The 16,961-nt window shown below is 69.9% G+C and carries 19 protein-coding genes; 6 read left to right on the top strand and 13 right to left on the bottom strand.

Features of this window, described 5'->3' with window-relative positions; genetic code table 11:
• The coding region (locus tag DY245_RS08710) for a serine/threonine-protein kinase (protein WP_244942921.1) at positions 1-1,043 on the bottom strand (1,043 nt) is incomplete at its 3' end.
• A 299-nt stretch (positions 1,044-1,342) separates the two neighbouring features.
• Between DY245_RS08710 and DY245_RS08705 the strand changes: the two genes are divergently transcribed.
• The 3 genes from DY245_RS08705 (at position 1,343) to aceB (ending at position 4,278) form a co-directional block, all read left to right on the top strand.
• Positions 1,343-1,624 (top strand): hypothetical protein, encoded by a 282-nt coding sequence (locus tag DY245_RS08705; protein ID WP_244942920.1) that lies wholly within the window; start codon positions 1,343-1,345, stop codon positions 1,622-1,624.
• A 107-nt stretch (positions 1,625-1,731) separates the two neighbouring features.
• A complete protein-coding gene (locus DY245_RS08700) occupies positions 1,732-2,310 on the top strand; it encodes a nucleotidyltransferase family protein (protein WP_128505270.1) in 579 nt (192 codons plus the stop codon).
• A 327-nt stretch (positions 2,311-2,637) separates the two neighbouring features.
• A complete protein-coding gene (gene aceB / locus DY245_RS08695; RefSeq protein ID WP_128505266.1) occupies positions 2,638-4,278 on the top strand; it encodes a malate synthase A in 1,641 nt (546 codons plus the stop codon).
• 54 nt (positions 4,279-4,332) lie between these two features.
• Here the strand turns inward: aceB and DY245_RS08690 are convergent, their stop codons facing one another.
• The 4 genes from DY245_RS08690 to DY245_RS44205 form a co-directional block, all read right to left on the bottom strand.
• Positions 4,333-5,022 (bottom strand): LPXTG cell wall anchor domain-containing protein, encoded by a 690-nt coding sequence (locus tag DY245_RS08690; RefSeq protein WP_128505264.1) that lies wholly within the window; start codon positions 5,020-5,022, stop codon positions 4,333-4,335.
• Between the two features lie 218 nt (positions 5,023-5,240).
• On the bottom strand, positions 5,241-6,644 hold the full coding sequence (locus DY245_RS08685) for a M20/M25/M40 family metallo-hydrolase (RefSeq protein WP_128505262.1): 1,404 nt from the start codon (positions 6,642-6,644) through the stop codon (positions 5,241-5,243).
• Between the two features lie 109 nt (positions 6,645-6,753).
• A complete protein-coding gene (locus tag DY245_RS44210; protein ID WP_181923589.1) occupies positions 6,754-6,945 on the bottom strand; it encodes a hypothetical protein in 192 nt (63 codons plus the stop codon).
• Positions 6,933-7,208 (bottom strand): hypothetical protein, encoded by a 276-nt coding sequence (locus DY245_RS44205; protein ID WP_181923588.1) that lies wholly within the window; start codon positions 7,206-7,208, stop codon positions 6,933-6,935. The genes DY245_RS44210 and DY245_RS44205 overlap by 13 nt, the downstream gene beginning before the upstream one ends.
• Before the next feature lie 78 nt (positions 7,209-7,286).
• On the opposite strand from DY245_RS44205, the gene DY245_RS08675 reads away from it, so the two are divergent.
• Both DY245_RS08675 and DY245_RS08670 read left to right on the top strand, forming a co-directional pair.
• Positions 7,287-7,841, top strand: a complete 555-nt coding sequence (locus tag DY245_RS08675) for a TetR/AcrR family transcriptional regulator (RefSeq protein WP_128505260.1) — start codon at positions 7,287-7,289, stop codon at positions 7,839-7,841.
• A 193-nt stretch (positions 7,842-8,034) separates the two neighbouring features.
• Entirely contained in the window at positions 8,035-8,907 is an 873-nt protein-coding gene (locus tag DY245_RS08670; protein WP_128505258.1) for a chitosanase, read from the top strand.
• Between the two features lie 92 nt (positions 8,908-8,999).
• Here the strand turns inward: DY245_RS08670 and DY245_RS08665 are convergent, their stop codons facing one another.
• The 8 genes from DY245_RS08665 to DY245_RS08630 form a co-directional block, all read right to left on the bottom strand.
• Positions 9,000-10,472 (bottom strand): nucleobase:cation symporter-2 family protein, encoded by a 1,473-nt coding sequence (locus DY245_RS08665; RefSeq protein ID WP_128505256.1) that lies wholly within the window; start codon positions 10,470-10,472, stop codon positions 9,000-9,002.
• A 296-nt stretch (positions 10,473-10,768) separates the two neighbouring features.
• Complete coding sequence (locus DY245_RS08660; protein WP_128505254.1) at positions 10,769-12,172, bottom strand: 8-oxoguanine deaminase; 1,404 nt, start codon at positions 12,170-12,172, stop codon at positions 10,769-10,771.
• 45 nt (positions 12,173-12,217) lie between these two features.
• Positions 12,218-13,621: a nucleobase:cation symporter-2 family protein gene (locus DY245_RS08655; protein ID WP_181923587.1), complete on the bottom strand. Its 1,404-nt coding sequence runs from the start codon at positions 13,619-13,621 to the stop codon at positions 12,218-12,220.
• Positions 13,622-13,703: 82 nt separating this feature from the next.
• Positions 13,704-14,636 carry a factor-independent urate hydroxylase gene (pucL, locus tag DY245_RS08650; RefSeq protein ID WP_128505252.1) on the bottom strand — a complete coding sequence of 311 codons (933 nt, stop codon included), beginning with the start codon at positions 14,634-14,636 and terminating at the stop codon, positions 13,704-13,706.
• Positions 14,637-14,643: 7 nt separating this feature from the next.
• The gene (uraH, locus tag DY245_RS08645) at positions 14,644-15,057 is read right to left on the bottom strand and encodes a hydroxyisourate hydrolase (RefSeq protein ID WP_128505250.1); all 414 of its coding nucleotides are present in this window, start codon (positions 15,055-15,057) and stop codon (positions 14,644-14,646) included.
• A complete protein-coding gene (gene uraD, locus DY245_RS08640; protein WP_128505247.1) occupies positions 15,054-15,575 on the bottom strand; it encodes a 2-oxo-4-hydroxy-4-carboxy-5-ureidoimidazoline decarboxylase in 522 nt (173 codons plus the stop codon). The genes uraH and uraD overlap by 4 nt, the downstream gene beginning before the upstream one ends.
• A gap of 172 nt (positions 15,576-15,747) precedes the next feature.
• Positions 15,748-16,128, bottom strand: a complete 381-nt coding sequence (locus tag DY245_RS08635) for a helix-turn-helix domain-containing protein (protein WP_128505245.1) — start codon at positions 16,126-16,128, stop codon at positions 15,748-15,750.
• Positions 16,125-16,394: a YkoF family thiamine-binding protein gene (locus DY245_RS08630; RefSeq protein ID WP_128505243.1), complete on the bottom strand. Its 270-nt coding sequence runs from the start codon at positions 16,392-16,394 to the stop codon at positions 16,125-16,127. Before DY245_RS08630 ends, DY245_RS08635 begins: the two co-directional genes overlap by 4 nt.
• 136 nt (positions 16,395-16,530) lie before the next feature.
• Between DY245_RS08630 and DY245_RS08625 the strand changes: the two genes are divergently transcribed.
• Positions 16,531-16,961 (top strand): TIM barrel protein (locus tag DY245_RS08625; RefSeq protein ID WP_147318334.1); only part of this gene is annotated, 431 nt, incomplete at its 3' end.

Here is a 16,961-nt window from a genome sequence, read left to right as displayed (position 1 = left end):
GGCGCGACGGGCGGCGCGGGCTGGGTGGGCGGCTGGACCGGCGGCTGAGCGGGCAGACCCTGCGGCTGGGCCGGAGCGCCCGCGGTGGGCGCCTCCAGCGGGGGCGGGGGCGTCTGCGTCTGCGCGGGTGCCGGTGCGGCCGCACGCGTGGTGATGTCGGCGGCGACGGCGGTGGGCAGCCACTCCTCGGGGCGGCGCAGCTGCGTCTGGCCGGAGGCCGCGCCGCACAGCTCGATCACCTCGGCGACGGACGGCCGGGCCGACGCGTCCTTGGCCAGGCAGCGGGTGACCAACTCCCGCAGCTCCTCGGGGAGTCCGGTCAGATCCGGCTCTTCGTGGACGATGCGGTAGAGCACGCCGTGCGAGGTGCCCTCGCCGAACGCCGGGGTGCCGATGGCCGCGTACGCCGCGACCTGGCCGAGCGCGAAGATGTCCGTGGCGGGGGTGATGGTGCTGCCCGCGGCCTGCTCGGGCGCCATGAAGGTGGGGGTGCCGACGGTGACGCCGCTGCTCGTCAGGGAGGTGGCGTCGGCTGCGCGGGCGATACCGAAGTCGATGACGCGCGGGCCGTCGGCGGCCAGCAGCACATTGGACGGCTTCAGATCGCGGTGCACGATGCCCGCGCCATGGATGACCTGCAGCGCCTCGGCGATTCCGGCGACCATCAGCAGCACCGTGGGGACCGGCAGCCGCCCGTGTGCGGCGACCGCCGCGGCGAGCGAGGGGCCGGGGACATACGCGGTGGCGAGCCAGGGGCTGGGGCCTTCGGCGTCGCTGTCGATGACCGGCGCGGTGAACAGTCCCTGCACACGCTGCGCGGACTGCACCTCCTGCTTGAAGCGGCGCCGGAACTCGGCGTCCTCGCTGAACTCGGGCCGGATCACCTTGATGGCCACCGGCCGCCCACCGGGCGTGTAGGAGAGATAGACCTTGCCCATACCGCCGGAGCCGAGCTTCGCCGTGAGGCGGTAGCCCGCAATCGCCCGCGGGTCGTCACCTTCCAGCGGCTGGAAGATCCCGGACGAGCCCACACTGTTCACCACTACGTCCCCCGACTCAGAAAATGGCCCGCCGATTCGGCACGGCGGCCACGATGTCCGCAACGGGGCAGAACCTTATCCGGCCACGCGCCACACCGTGACATCGCCGGTCGGCGAACGTGACGCCATGTCCGAAGAGCCGGTTTCGCGACCGGTTTTGGCGCCCTGTCACCCCGTAGGCGTCGCGGATGCCCCCGATGCGGGCGCTGCCCCGATGCGGCCTGATTATGCGTCCGCACGTGCGTTCCCCCTGGCACCCGTTGGCATGGGCGTTCGCGATCCGATGCGTACGGGACGGCGCGATGGAGCATTCTCCCTTTCAAGGAAATATCCGGCATATCACTGGATCGGAGAATGCCATGGAGTCCAACTCCGGCCCCGACACAGGCCCGAACCGTCGCGGCGTCAGCGTCGTGCAGCTCATCTGTCACGCGTACGGACTGTCCGATGCGTCCGAGATCACCCTGGAGCACATACACCGCTACGTGGCCGAACGTCGGCGCATGGAGGAGCGAACGCATCATCTGCGTGACCGGTTCCGGCCGAGCATTCCCCGCCCACGCGCGTCCGGTGACGCGGCCTGACCCAAGGAGCCACGACACAAGGTGCCATGAGGTAAGCAGTCCCCATGGCACCGACACCACCCACCACACCGACAACACCGAGAACAACCGGACGGCCCGAGGGGACGGTGGCCGGCCTGCTGCTCGCCGCGGGCGGCGGGCGGCGCCTGGGGGGACGGCCCAAGGCACTGCTCGACCACCGGGGGCGGCCACTGGTCGAGCACGCCGCACGGGTCCTGAGGGACGGCGGCTGCCGGCCCGTGCACATCGTGCTGGGCGCGGCCGCCGATTCCGTACGCGAACGGGCCGACCTGTCGGCGTACCGCACCTCGCAAAACCCGGACTGGGCCCAGGGCATGGGCTCCTCGCTGCGTGTGGGCCTTTCCGCGCTGGCCGGCTCGGGGGCGGACGCGGTCGTGGTGTCCCTGGTGGACCAGCCGGGTATCGGCGCCGCGGCGGTGGCGCGGGTGGTGGCCGCCTACGAGGGTCGCGGATCGCTCGTCTCCGCGGCGTACGACGGCCGGCGCGGCCACCCGGTCCTCTTCGGCGCCGACCGCTGGGCGGAGATCGCGGCGGCCGCGGAGGGCGACCGCGGCGCACGCGACTACCTCCAGCGGCACACGGACGCCCTCACCCTCGTCGAATGCGCGGACATCGCCGAGCCGTACGACATCGACACGCCGGAGGACCTGCACCGCCTGGAATGACGCACGGGCGCCCGGCGCTGCCTGACCGACTGCCTGACCGACTGCCTGGTGCAACTCCCCGACCAGCGGCCCGACCTGCTGCCCGCCCGAGTCATCGAGAGTGACGGGTGTGGCACCGAGAGCCATTCGATCAGCACTTGTGTCGACCCGGAGAATCTCGACATCAACAAACCATTGAAGTTCCGCGATAAGGAAACTAGTCTCCACTGGTCAGAAGCGCCCTGAACCCAGACGGCGCCCGCGACCGTATCTCGGAGCCCGAGGCACCCCGTGCCGCCCGGTGGCCCGGCGGCCGCCAGGCACCGCCGCTGAATGGAGTGACAGCTCATGTCCGCACCAGCGCCGTCCCCGCTGGCCATCGCCGAAGTCGACCCCGCCCACAGCCCCGAACGACAGGGCGAGGTCCTCACCGACGCCGCGCTCGCCTTCGTCGCCGAGCTTCACCGCCGCTTCACCCCGCGCCGCGACGAACTGCTCGCCCGCCGCGCCGAGCGCCGTGCCGAGATCGCCCGGACCAGCACCCTGGACTTCCTCCCGGAGACCGCGCGGATCCGCGCGGACGACAGCTGGAAGGTGGCCGAGGCGCCCGCCGCGCTCAACGACCGCCGGGTCGAGATCACCGGCCCCACCGACCGCAAGATGACCATCAACGCGCTCAACTCCGGCGCCAAGGTCTGGCTCGCCGACTTCGAGGACGCTTCCGCTCCCACCTGGGAGAACGTCGTCACCGGCCAGCTCAACCTGATCGACGCCTACGAGCGCCGGATCGACTTCACCGACGCCGGGTCCGGCAAGTCCTACGCCCTCAAGCCCGCCGAGGAGCTCGCGACCGTCGTGATGCGCCCGCGCGGCTGGCATCTGGAGGAGCGGCACCTGCAGTTCGAGGGCCGCCCGGTCCCCGGCGCCCTGGTCGACTTCGGCCTCTACTTCTTCCACAACGCCAAGCGCCTGCTCTCCCTCGGCAAGGGCCCGTACTTCTACCTCCCGAAGACCGAGTCGCACCTCGAAGCGCGCCTGTGGAACGACATCTTCGTCTTCGCCCAGGACTACGTCGGCATCCCTCAGGGCACCGTCCGCGCCACGGTCCTGATCGAGACCATCACCGCGGCCTACGAGATGGAGGAGATCCTCTACGAGCTGCGCGACCACGCCTCGGGCCTGAACGCCGGCCGCTGGGACTACCTCTTCTCCATCGTCAAGAACTTCCGTGACGGCGGCGCCAAGTTCGTCCTCCCCGACCGCAACGCGGTGACGATGACGGCCCCCTTCATGCGCGCGTACACCGAGCTCCTCGTCCGTACGTGCCACAAGCGCGGCGCACACGCCATCGGCGGCATGGCGGCCTTCATCCCCAACCGCCGTGACCCCGAGGCCAACGAGAAGGCCCTCGCCAAGGTCAAGAACGACAAGGACCGCGAGGCCGGCGACGGCTTCGACGGCTCCTGGGTCGCCCACCCCGACCTGGTCCCGGTCGCCCGCGCCTCCTTCGACGCGGTCCTCGGCGACAAGCCCCACCAGAAGGACCGCCTCCGCGAGGACGTCTCGGTCTCGGCCGCCGACCTCATCGCCATCGACACCCTCGACGCCAAGCCCACCTACCAGGGCCTGATCGACGCCGTCCAGGTCGGCACCCGCTACATCGAGGCCTGGCTGCGCGGCCTGGGCGCCGTCGCCATCTTCGGCCTGATGGAGGACGCCGCCACCGCCGAGATCTCCCGCTCCCAGATCTGGCAGTGGGTCGACGCCGGCGTCGTCTTCGAGAACGGGGAACACCAAGGCGAAAGAGTGACCGCGGACCTGGTGCGCAAGATCGCCGCGGAGCAACTCGCCGCCATCCGCACCGAGGTCGGCGAGGACGCCTTCACCTCCGGCAAGTGGCAGCAGGCCCATGACCTGCTGCTGAAGGTCGCGCTGGACGCGGACTACGCGGAGTTCCTGACGCTGCCGGCTTACGAGCTGCTGGGCTGAGGCCATGCACGACTGTGCCCCCGTGCCCGTACGGAGCACGGGGGCACAGGTGCGTCAGTGCTGCTGCTGTGCCTTGCGGCGGCGGAACACCAGGTAGCCGCCGGCCGCGACGAGCGCGGCGGCCGCCGTGGACAGCAGGCCGACGGGCGCGCCGTTGCCGGTCTCGGCGAGGTCGCCGCCGCCTTGCGCGGACGGTGACGACGAGGGGGAGGAAGCCGAGGCCGGGGACGTCGGGGCGGTGCCCGCAGGGGCGGACGACGTGGGCGCCGCGGTCGGCTGCGCCGGGCCGGACGGGGTGGCGGACGCCGACGGCTTGCCGCCGCCCGGCTGGGTGTTGTCCTCGCAGTCGGTCCAGAAGACCTTGTGCTTGGCGCGGCCGTGTTCGCCGTCGAAGTTCCAGAACAGCTTGTAGTGGCCGTCGGGCAGGGACAGGTCCTGCGAACGGCCATGCCCCTCGCCGTCGAGCGTCAGCGAACCGGACTTCACGGTATCGCCCTTGACGTCGGCGGTCGGGGCCCAGGCCTCGATGCGCCAGTCGACCTCCTGGCCGCCGTCGAAACCGAAGGCGTCGAGATAGAAGGTGCACACGTGGGGCTCGTTCTTACGGAGCTCCTCACCGGTCGTGGCATCGTGGATCTTCACGGTGCCGTTGTCGCCGGGGGCGGCGGCGTAAGCGGAAGGGGTGAGCAGCAGGGCCACGGCCACGGTGGCCGTGAACGTACCTGCGGAAACAAACGGGCGCATGGGCAGTCCAACGGTGAAAGAGGAGGGTCGCCGTGGGGGGCGGCTCAGCTTCCTGCGACCTCATGAGTCCGTCAAGAGACCTCAAAACCCTTATGCCATATAGCGCATCGCTCGCCCCATTAGTCCCGCATAACGATTGGGAACGGGGTCTCCTCCGGCCCATCCGGTGCCGGCTCGCCCCTGTGCCGGTGGTGCGGAAGCCACGGGCCGAGGGTCCGTCATGGGGTGGCTCCGGCGCTGTATGTGGCCGCGTACTCGGCCAGGAAGGCCGTCTCGGCGATCAGTGCGCCGCGTAGTTCGGACAGCAGCACCCGTTCGTCGGGGCCGTGCAGATTGCAGAGGTTGTCCTCGGCGCCGAAGAGCAGGATCTCGGCGTCCGGCACGGCCTTGGCCAGGCCGTTGACCAGGGGGATGGAGCCGCCGGTCGCGGCATGGACGGGGTCGGCGCCCCAGCTGCGGCGCAGTGCGGTGCGGGCGGCGCGGTAGGCGGGGCCGTCGGTGGCGGCTTCGTAGCCGGGGCCCGCGTCGCCGGGGGTGACGGTGAGCGGGATGCCGAAGGGGCGGAGGCGCTGGAGGTGGCGGACGAGGGCGCCCTGCGCCTCCCTGGGGTCCTGTTGGGGGTGTACGCGGAGGTTGAGTTTGGCGCGGGCGTGCGGGACGACGGCGGAGGCGGCCCGGTCGACGGGCGGCGCGTCCAGGCCGATGACGGTGATCGCGGGGCCGCTCCACAGCCGTTCGCCGAGGCCGCCGGTGCCGATCAGCGGTGTGCCGTGGGGGACGCCGGCCAGCTCGCGGAACTCGTCGTCGGTGAGGGCGGTGCCGCTCCAGGGTTCGCGGCGCAGGCCCTCGACGGCGACATCGCCGTGGACGTCGTGCAAGGTCGCGAGGGCCTTGAGGAGGACGAGCAGGGCGTCGGGGGCGGCGCCGCCGTACTCCCCGCTGTGGACGGCGGCGTTGAGGGTGCGGACCTCGACGAAGACCACGGCGGAGCCGCGCAGGGCGGTGGTGAGGGTGGGGGTGCCGGGGCGGATGTTGCCGGTGTCGGCGATGATCATCGCGTCGCAGGCGAACAGATCGGGGTCGGTGGGCGGGTAGTCGTCGAAGGCGCTGCCGTACTCCTCCTGACCCTCGAAGATGATCTTGATGCCGACCGGTGGGCGGCCGCCGTAGGCGCGGAGCGCGCCGATGTGGACCATGAGGTTGGACTTGTCGTCGGCGATGCCGCGGGCACGGATGCCGCCCTCGATGTCGGTGGGTTCGAAGGGCGGGGACGTCCAGAGCCGCTCGTCGCCCGGCGGCTGGACGTCGTAGTGGCCGTAGAGCAGGACGGTGGGGGCGTCGGGGGTGGGCGGAGGGACGGCGCCGGTGATGACGGGGGCGGTGTCGGGAAGGTTCAGCTCCCCGATGTCGGCCACACCGGCGTCCCTGAGGAGGGCGACGACGAGGTCGCGAGCCTGGAGGACCGGTTCGGGCGAGAAACCGGGGAAGGCGATCGAGGGGATGGCGGCGAGCCGCTTGAGGTCGGCGCACACCCCGTCCATGAGTGCATCGACGGTGTTCTCCAGAGCGGTGGCGGACGCGCCGGCTCGATGCCAGACCGGGTCGTTGGCTTCCTGGTTCACCGCGGGACCCCTCTCCGTGGCGCCGTCGGTGCGCACACATTGACTCACTTTCAGAGCCAATGCAGCATATCGGGCAAAGCGCCACAGATGGCGGCGCACGCGGCGGCGCTCAGTCCGGCGGACCGCCCACCGCGATCGCGGTCCGCATCGCGGTGTTCCGCAGCCCGGTCAGCCGCCGGGCATACGCCCTACGGTTCATCAGCCGGGCGGTGCGTGCCGGCCGTTGGGCCGCCGGGCGGCGCGCACGGTCGTACGCGCGCAGGGCGGTCGGCACATCCGGCGCGGCGGTCAGGGCCCGCACCAACCCCACTCCGTCGACGAGCGCTTCACAGGCGCCGCGGCCGAGCCGGAGGCCGGTGTGACGCCGAAGCCCAGACCCTCGCCCCAGGTCTCGGTGACGCTCCCGGTCTCGCCGTCGACCGTGCCGCGCCAGGAGGAGGCGCCGATGTACCGGGCGCGATAACGGAGGCCGAACAGGGCCGTACGGGCGGTGCTGTTGAGGCCGTCGGCCGCGACCACCACCTCGCACGAGCCGTCCAGTGAGCGGATGCCCGCGATACCCATGACCGCCCGCTACTATGTTTATAGTGGATCGACACTACAAGCATAGTAAGAGCGGACGCGGCAAGAAGGGCACCCGGAGTGGCACGGCGGCGGGAGCAGGTACTGGACGCGGGGATTCAGGTACTGGGGAGCGAGGGGGCGCGGCGGCTGACCTATCAGGCCGTGGACGCCGCGGCGGGGGTCCCGTCCGGCACCACCTCCAACTACTTCCGCAATCGGGCGGCCCTGATCGACGGCATCGTCGACCATCTCCAGATGCTGGAGCGCCGCGACTGGGAGAACTTCGCCGCGGAGGCCGCGCCGGCCGATGCCGGCGAACTCGCCGACGCGGTCACCCGGTTCCTGGTGTACGCGACCGGCCCGGAGCGGGCCCGGACCGCCGCCCGGTTCGCCCTCTACCTGGAGTCCATGTCCCGGCCCGAACTCCGCCCGACCCTCACCCGGGGCCGCGAGGCCGTCGTCGGCTGGGGAGCGACGTGGCTGCAGCGCTTCGGCTCGCCGGCACCGCGCCGGCACTGCGAGATCCTCTTCGACTACATGGACGGCGTCGCCTTCCATCAACTCGCCTTCCCTGCCGAGGACTTCGACCCGGGTCCGGGTATCCGCGAGCTGCTGCGCGGGGTACTGGACTGAGTCCCCGCAGGTCGCGGGGGTGCGACTCGGCACAAGGACGCGCCCGCACGCCCGGCCGCACCCCGGCAGCTCGCCGGGGCGGGGCGGTTCAGGGCCGCCTGACGGGTATACGTCACTTCCCAAGTCTGGTAGGAAAGCTTCCTAACGATTGGGGAACCCCCCACGGCTCGCTCCGAACTGGAGGACTGACTCCATGCGCACCCGATCGATAGCCAGAGCCCTGCCGAAGACCGCGACCCGCGTCGCCCTGGGCCTCGCCCTGTTCGCCGTGCCGGCCACCGCCGTCGCCACCACGGCCGGCACGGCAGGCCCCGCCCCGGCCACCGCCCACTCCGCGCCGCACGCCGCACCGGCCGCGACCGGTCTCGACGACCCGGCGAAGAAGGAGATCGCCATGAAGCTGGTCTCCAGCGCGGAGAACTCCTCGCTGGACTGGAAGGCGCAGTACAAGTACATCGAGGACATCGACGACGACCGCGGCTACACCGGCGGCATCATCGGCTTCTGTTCCGGTACGCACGACATGCTCGAACTGGTCGAGCTCTACACCCAGCGCAAGCCCGGCAACGTCCTGGCCAAGTACCTCCCCGCGCTCCGCAAGGTGGACGGCAGCCCCTCGCACGAGGGCCTGGACCCCAACTACACCAAGGACTGGAAGAAGGCCGCCCAGGACCCCGAGTTCCAAAAGGCCCAGAACGACGAGCGGGACCGGGTCTACTTCAACCCGGCGGTCAAGCAGGGCAAGGCCGACGGCATCGGTGTGCTGGGCCAGTTCGCCTACTACGACGCGATCGTGATGCACGGTGACGGCGACGACAGGACCAGCTTCTCCAGCATCCGCAAGCGGGCACTGGCCAAGGCAAAGCCGCCGGCCCAGGGCGGCGACGAGAAGGCGTATCTCAACGCCTTCCTCGATGCCCGGGTCTGGGCGATGAAGCAGGAGGAGGCCCACAGCGACACCAGCCGGGTGGACACCGCCCAGCGGGTGTTCCTGAAGAACGGCAACCTCGATCTGCACACGCCGCTGAACTGGAAGGTCTACGGCGAGAGCTACCACATCGGCTGAGGAAGCAGCAGGCTCCGGCCGCCGAAAAACCCAACGGCCCGTACAGGAACGGCAGTTGCCGCTCCCCTACGGGCCGTTGCCATGTCCTGGCGTCAGTGCGCGGGCGCCGCCGCGGGCTCGCCGGCGTCATCGACGGTGCCCCGGTCGGGCTGCTGCGGGATCGCCGGATCGCCATGGCAGTCGGCGCCCGGTGCACCGTCCACCCCCTCGCCGGCGCTCTCACCGGCGTTCTTCCTGCCGAAGTGGTTGAAGGCGAGGTTGAGGACGATGGCGACCAGACAGCCGGTGCTGATACCGGAGTCGAGGACGACCAGCAGGTCCTTGGGGAGGTTGTGGTAGAAGTCCGGCGCGGCGATCGGGATCAGACCGATGCCGACGGCGGCCGCGACGATCAGGGCGTTGTCGCCCTTCTCCATCGCCGCGGAGGCCAGCGTCTGGATGCCGCTGGCGGCCACCGAGCCGAAGAGCACGATACCGGCGCCGCCCAGCACCGGCAGCGGGACCAGCGAGATGACCGAGGCGGCCACCGGGCACAGGCCCAGCACGATCAGGATCAGACCGCTGGTGGCCACGACATAGCGGCTGCGCACCTTGGTCATCGCAACCAGGCCGATGTTCTGCGCGAAGGCGCTGTTGGCGAAGCCGTTGAACAGCGGGCTGAGGGCACTGCCGAGGGTGTCGGCGCGCAGTCCGCCCTCGATGGTGCGCTCGTCCGCCGGACGGTCGACGATCTTGCCGAGGGCGAGCATGTCGGCGGTCGACTCGGTCATACAGACCAGCATCACGATGCACATCGAGATGATCGCGGCGATGTCGAACTGCGGGGCGCCGAAGTGGAACGGCGTCGGGAAGCCGATCAGATCCGCTTTGGTGAGGGCGGAGAAGTGGGTGATGCCGACGGGTATCGCGATCAGGGTGCCGGCGATCAGGCCGAGCAGGATCGCGATCTGCTGGAGGAAGCCGCGCAGCACCCGGCGCAGCACCAGCACGATCAGGAACGTCACCCCGGCCATCGCGATATTCGTCAGCGAACCGTAGTCCGCTGCCGTCGGGTTGCCGCCCTGGGACCAGTTGAACGCCACCGGAAGCAGGGAGACACCGATCAGGGTGATGACGGTGCCGGTGACCACCGGCGGGAAGAACCGTACGAGCTTGGAGAAGTAGGGGGCGACGAAGAAGCCGAGCACACCGGCAACCATCACCGCGCCGAAGATGATCGGCAACGCGTTGTCGGGGCTCTGCGCCTTGCCGATGGCGACCATCGGGGTGACACCGGCGAACGAGACGCCGTTGACGAAGGGGAGCTTCGCGCCGACCTTCCAGAAGCCGAGCGTCTGGAGGAGGGTGGCGATGCCTGCCGTGAAGAGGCTCGCGCCCATCAGGAAGGCGGTCTCGGTGGCGCTCAGCCCGCAGGCCGGCCCCACGATCATCGGCGGGGCCACCACACCCGCATACATCGCGGCCACGTGCTGGAGGCCGCTGGTGAACATCTTGAAGGGCGGGAGGGTGCCGTCGACCGGATGCTTCCGGTCCCCCTCCGACTTCTGCCCGGTACTTGCGGCCACTGCGGGCCTCCTGTCGATTTCTGCCCCGTCGGGACCGACGGAGCGAGGCTGTCACGGAGGGCGTGCGATGTGGTGCGGTGGTGCCGGAACTCGCGCTGGTGAGCGTGGTGGTACGGGTCGCGCTTGTGGCGCATGGACGGCGGCGGGGAGCCGGCCGGCCCGGGGGTACGAGAAGATCCCGCACCCCCGGGGTCCGGCGCTTGTGGATCCCGCTCGGATCCACAAGCTCGGCCGGGAGCCGTCCCTCCCGGCCGAGTCAGGGGTTGCGTCGGCCGCGTGGTGCCGCGCCGTGGGGGTCAGCCCTCGGCGGCGATACGGGCCAGACGCTGTGCCTCGGCCCGCGCGGTGCGGGCGATGGCGTCCTCGTCGACGTTGGTGAGGTGGTTGTCCTCGACGACCGGCTTACCGCCGACGAGGGAGAGCGTGACCGGCGCCGCCGCGCCGAACACCAGCGCGGTGACCGGGTCGGCGATGGAGGAGTGGCCGAGGCCGTCCAGCTTCCACAGCACGAGGTCGGCGAGCTTGCCGGCCTCCAGCGAGCCGATCTCGGCGGTCCGGCCGAGGACCTGCGCGCCGCCGTAAGTGCCGAGCCGCAGCGCCTTACGGGCGTTGAGGGCGGCCTCCTTGTGGGCGCCGAGGCGGTTGATCAGCAGGGCGTTGCGCAGCTCGGTGTGGAGTTCGCCGGACTCGTTCGAGGCGGTGCCGTCCACGCCCAGGCCGACCGGGACGCCGGCCGCGAGCATGTCGGGGACGCGGGCGATACCGGCCGCGAGCCGCGCATTCGACGAGGGGCAGTGGGCCACGCCCGTACCCGTACGGGCGAAGGCGGCGATGTCGGAGTCGTTCATGTGGACGCAGTGCGCCATCCACACATCGTCACCGAGCCAGCCGGTCGACTCGAAGTAGTCGGTCGGGCCCATGCCGAACAGCTCGTGGCAGAACTTCTCCTCCTCCACGGTCTCCGAGCCGTGGGTGTGCATCCGTACGCCCTTGCGGCGGGCCAACTTGGCGCCCTCCCGCATGAGTTCGGTGGAGACGGAGAACGGCGAACAGGGTGCGGCGGCGATGTGCACCATCGAGCCGAAGGAGGCGTCGTGGTGCTTGTCGATGGCCTCTTCGGTCGCCAGCAGGGCGCCCTCGGTGGTCTCGACGGCGAAGTCCGGGGGCAGCCCGCCGTCCTTCTCGCTGCGGTCCATCGAGCCGCGGGCCAGGGTGATCCGGGCGCCGATCTCGGCGGCCGCCGCCAGCTCGGCGGCGACGAGGTCGCCGGAGCCCTTGGGGAAGACGTAGTGGTGGTCGGAGGCGGTGGTGACACCGCCCTTGACCATCATGCCGAGCGAGCCCTGGGTGGCCGCGGCGAGCATCGGGGCGTCGATACGGGCCCAGGTCGGGTAGAGCGCGACCAGCCAGTTGAACAGGTTGTGGTCGGTGGCCAGACCGCGGGTGATCCACTGGTAGAAGTGGTGATGAGTGTTGATCAGGCCGGGGGTGACCAGGTGTCCCGTGCCGTCGATCCGGCGGACGACGTTCGCCAGGCCCTCGGGGGCCTTGCCGGCGCCCACCGACTCGATGAGGTTGCCGGCGACGACCACATGGCCGGTGGCGTATTCGGTGTCGTTGGCGTCGACGGTCGCGATGGCACAGTTCTCGATGACGATGCGCTGCTTCACCGCGCTGTCAGGGGATGCCGATGCAGCCATGGTGCTGTTCCTTCTTTCGGTACTGGCGGTGGGCACGGCATGGCCCTACGTGATTTGAGTGCCGGAGCCGGGCGAGGCGGCTGACAGTACCGCTGCCCGTGGCGTGCTCCGGGTGCCGAGATGATGGAAGAACAGGTTGAGCAAGACCGCGACCAGGGCTCCGGCGCTGATACCGGAGCCGAGCACGGTCTGTGCCCAGGCGGGGAAGTCCACGTAGAAGGTCGGCGCGGCGAGCGGGACGATTCCTGCGCCCAGCGACACGGCCACCAGGATGATGTTGGAGCTGTCGTCGAGACCGGCCTCGGAGAGCGTACGGATCCCGCTGACCGCGATCGATCCGAACAGGACGATGCCCGCGCCGCCGAGCACCGGCATCGGCACCAGCGAGACCACGGCGCCCAGGACGGGGAAGGCACCGAGGACGAGCAGCGTGGCGCCGGCGAGCGCGACGACGTACCGGCTGCGGACCCGGGTCAGCGAGACCACACCGACGTTCTGGGCGAAGGCGCTGGTCGCAAAGCCTCCGAAGACCGGTCCCAGGAGGGTGGCGAGGCCGTCGGTGCGCAGTCCGCGGGTGAGGGTGGCGCCGGTGGTGGGGCGGTCGCAGATCTCGCCGAGGGCCAGCATGCCGGCCGACGATTCCGTCATCAGCACCAGCATCACGATGCACAGCGAGAGGATCGCGGCCGGCTGGAATTCGGGAGCGCCGAAGGCGAACGGGGTCGGCAGCGCGGCGATCGGGGCCGAGCGCAGCCCGTCGAAGCTCGCCATCCCGAAGGGGATCGCGGCGAGGGTACCGACGACCAGACCGATCAGCAGCGCGATCTGTTTGACGAAGCCCTGGGTGAAGCGCTGGACGAGCAGGATCACCACGAGGGTGAAGGCGGCGAGCGCCAGATACTTCATATCGCCGAAGTCGGCGGCCTCTTTGTCGCCGCCCTGTGCCCAGCCGACCGGCACGGGCATCAAAGTGACCCCGATGAGGGTGATCACGACGCCGGTGACCAGCGGCGGGAAGAAGCGGAGCAGCTTCCCGAAGAACGGGCCGATCGCGAGGCAGAAGACCCCGGCGACCATCACCGCCCCGTAGATCGCGGGGAGTTGGTGAGCTTTTTCATTGGTCTCGGCGACGGCAAGAATCGGGGTGATCCCGGCGGAGCTGGCCGCATTGACGAACGGCAGGCGGTTGCCGGCGAACCGGCGGATGCCGAGCGTCTGCAGGAGCGTGGCGAGCCCGGCGATGAGCAGGCCGGCGGCGATCAGCCGGGTCCGGCCCGCGGTGTCCAGGCCGACGGCCTGGCCGATGATGAGCGGAGGGGTGACGACACCGGCGTACATGGCAGCGATGTGCTGGAGCGCGGCAGGGACGAGCCGCTTGACCGCCGGCTTCTCGTCCACCGGATGGACCGGGGACGCGGGGTGGTGCTCAAGGTGCGATTGCTGTGCCATGGGTCGTTCCCCTCGGGTTTCGCGCCCCCTCCCCGCTGCGGGGCGGGGAGGGGACACGAGGCACGGCGTTGCGTCGGAGCTGTCAGAGGTTCGTCAGATCCAGGGGGATCCGGGCTTCGACACCGTCGCGCAGAACAGTGGCTTCGATCAGGCCGTACGGGCGGTCCGCCGCGTAGTAGACGGCTCCGTCGGCGGTATCGTTCTTCAGCCCGAACGGCTCCAGGTCCACCAGGAAGTGGTGCTTGTTCGGGAGGGAGAACCGCACTTCGTCGATCTCGGAGCGGTTGTTGATGATGCGGGAACCCATTTGGTACAGGGTCTGCTGGAGCGAGAGGCTGTAGGTCTCGGCGAAGGCGTGCAGCATGTGCTTCTTCACCTGGTCGTACGACCGCTCCCAGTTGGGCATCCGCTGCTCGTCGTCGGTCCAGTTGAACCGCCAGCGGCTGGATACCTGCGTGGCGAGGATGCGGTCGTACGCCTCCTTCAGCGTCGTGTACTTGTCCTTGATGTAGCCCCAGAACTCCGAGTTGGTGGAGTTCATCACCACGAGGTCCTTGAGGCCGGAGATGACCTGCCACTGCTCACCGTCGTAGGTGATCTCGGTCAGGCGGGTCTCCTGGCCCTGGCGGACGAAGGAGTGCTTGACCTCGTCCGAGCCGATGAACTTGGAGTTGGCGTCGGAGGTGGCGATCCGCTCCCAGGCGTACTCCTCGATGCGGATACGGGCCCGGTGGATCGGCTCCTGGCTGGTCACGAAGTGCCGGGCCAGGTGGATGCCGAACTGCTCGGCCGACTCGATCCCGTACTCCTTGGCGAAGGCGTACACGGTGTTCTTGGTCGTGTCCGTCGGCAGGCAGTGGGCGTTGGAGCCGGAGAGGTGGACCTCTTCCAGATCGCCGGAGAGGGCGACGGAGACGTTCAGGTCCTTGATGTGGTGGGTGTCGCCATCGCGGGTGATCTTGACGACGCGGTTTTCCGCTTTGCCGTACTGGTTCTGGCCGAGAATCGTGGGCATGTCGGTGCTAGCTCCCTCGGTATACGGAGTAGCCGAACGGGTTGAGCAGCAGCGGTACGTGGTAGTGCTCGCCCGGCTTGACGGCAAAGGTGATTGCCACCTCCGGGAAGAAGGCTCCGCTGTCCCTTACGCGGGGGGCGTCCTGCTGTTCCTCGGCTTGCTGGTGAGTGCTGTGCTGATGTGAACCGAAGTACTCCTCGACCGCGAAGTCGAGGCGCACATGGGTGGTGCCTTCCGGCAGGGCCGGCAGGTCCTTGCAGCGCCCGTCCGCGTCGGTCCTGGACGCGCCGTGGGCGGTCCAGGCGCCGTCGCTGCCGGAGCGCACCGAGAGCGTGAGGGCGACGCCCTCCGCGGGGCGGCCCACGCTGGTGTCCAGGATGTGCGTGGACACCGACGCCGGTGCGGCCGTCTCGCTGCTCATGCTGCGTCTCCTTCTGCGTTTTCCGCGATACGGGTCAGGCGAATGCGGTTGATCTTGCCGAGCTCCACGCGAACGATCTCTCGTTCCTGTTCCGGCGTGTTGTCGATCCTGTTACGGACCGCGTCGCGCATCTGCTCGCCGGTACGGCCGGAGGCGCAGATCAGGAAGACGTGGCCGAACTTCTCCTGGTAAGCCAGGTTGAGTTCGAGCATCTCCGCCTTGAGCTCGTCGGAGGCGCCGGCCATCCCGCTCTGCTCGCGGTTCGAGGTCGGATCGCCGGGCTTCGGCCGGCCGATGGGCGGGTGCCCGGCCATCGCCTCGGCCAGGTCCTCCGCGCTCAGCTCGGCCATGGCGGCGTCGCTCGCGGCGAACAGGGCCTCGGTGGTGGCGTAGGGGCGCCGGGCGAGTATCTTGCTCCCCCATGCCCGGCTGGCACACACCTCGTGCAGTGCGGCCGCTGCCGTACTGTCGTCGGCGGTGTTGAACCGGGTGAGCCCCGGGAACGAACTCGAAGACACGGGAAGCCTCCGTGGCCTGGTGCTGGACAGCTCTGCTTGGCTGGAAACAGCTAAGACCCCCGGCAACATCACGTCAACACTTTGTTGAAAACTCGGCAACACAAAAGCCGCCGTCCGGGGATTCCGGACGGCGGCTTCGGGGCCCGGGGCGGGGAGCGTCGCCCGGTTCGCCTCAGTCGGCGTCCTTCGCGGCGTTCTCCCGGTTGAGGTAGTTGTAGACGGTGAAGCGGCTGACGCCGAGGGCGCCCGCGACCGTCTCCACGCCGTGCCGGACCGAGAAGGCGCCGCGGGTCTCCAGAATCCGCACCACCGACTGCTTGGTCTTGCGGTCCAGGTCCGCCAGCGGCATGCCGTGCCGGCGCTCCAGCTCGGCGAGGATGTGGTCGAGCGAATCCGACAGATGCGGGAGCCGTACGGCCACCCGGTCCTGCCCCTCCCAGGCCAGCACGACATCGTCGCCCTGGGCCAGATCCGGCGCGACCATCTGTCCGCCCATCGCGTCCACCAGCGGCTTGACCGCCTGGACGAACGGGTGGTCGGCGGGCTCCGTCACGTCAGGTCCCCCTCGTCCCGCTTGGCTTCCCCGATCACATTGACCTGCAGGGATACCCGGGTGGCGCCGGCCTGCAGCGATCCGCGCAGCAGGGCGGCCACCGCGCCGAGCACCTGATCGGCGTCGCCCTCGGCCGTATTGCCGAACGGACCAACGTCGACGGCGTCCAGCTCGGCGCCCGTGACGATCTCCCGCGCCACCACCGCATGCGCCGGCGCCTCGTCCAGGTCGAACGGTTCCGTCGTGAACTCCACTCTCAATCGCACGCCGCTCAACCTACGCGCGGTTCGGCCCGGCCACCAGAAATTGCCCCGAGGCCCTCTTGACAGCCTCCGAGCCCGCCAGGCAATGTTCCATTAAGCAGAAAAACAGTTCCACTATCCGGAAGGAGCGCCGGCCCTTATGGGTTTCACGGACACGCGCTTCAACGTCAATCTGTCGATCCTGTTCACCGAGCTTCCGTTGCTGGAGCGGCCGGCGGCCGCGCGGGCGGCGGGTTTCACGGCGGTGGAGCTGTGGTGGCCGTGGGTGGATGCCCCGGTTCCGGAGCAGGCGGAGCTTCACGCGCTGCGGAGCGCGCTGAACGATGCCAGGGTGCGGCTGGTGGGGCTGAACTTCTACGCCGGTCAGCTGCCGGGTCCCGACCGCGGCGCCCTGTCGATTCCGGGTGAGGAGTCGGAGAAGTTCCGGGCGAATGTGCCGGTGGCGATCGAGTTCGCGAAGTCGCTGGGGTGCACGAGCTTCAACGCCCTCTACGGCAACCGCATCGAGGGAGTCTCGGCGGCTGAGCAGGACGCGCTGGCGCTGGAGAACCTGGTCTTCGCGGCGCGTGC

The sequence above is a fragment of the Streptomyces inhibens genome (assembly GCF_003389455.1).
Taxonomy (GTDB): domain Bacteria; phylum Actinomycetota; class Actinomycetes; order Streptomycetales; family Streptomycetaceae; genus Streptomyces; species Streptomyces inhibens.
This window is presented reverse-complemented; position numbering and strand designations above follow the sequence as displayed.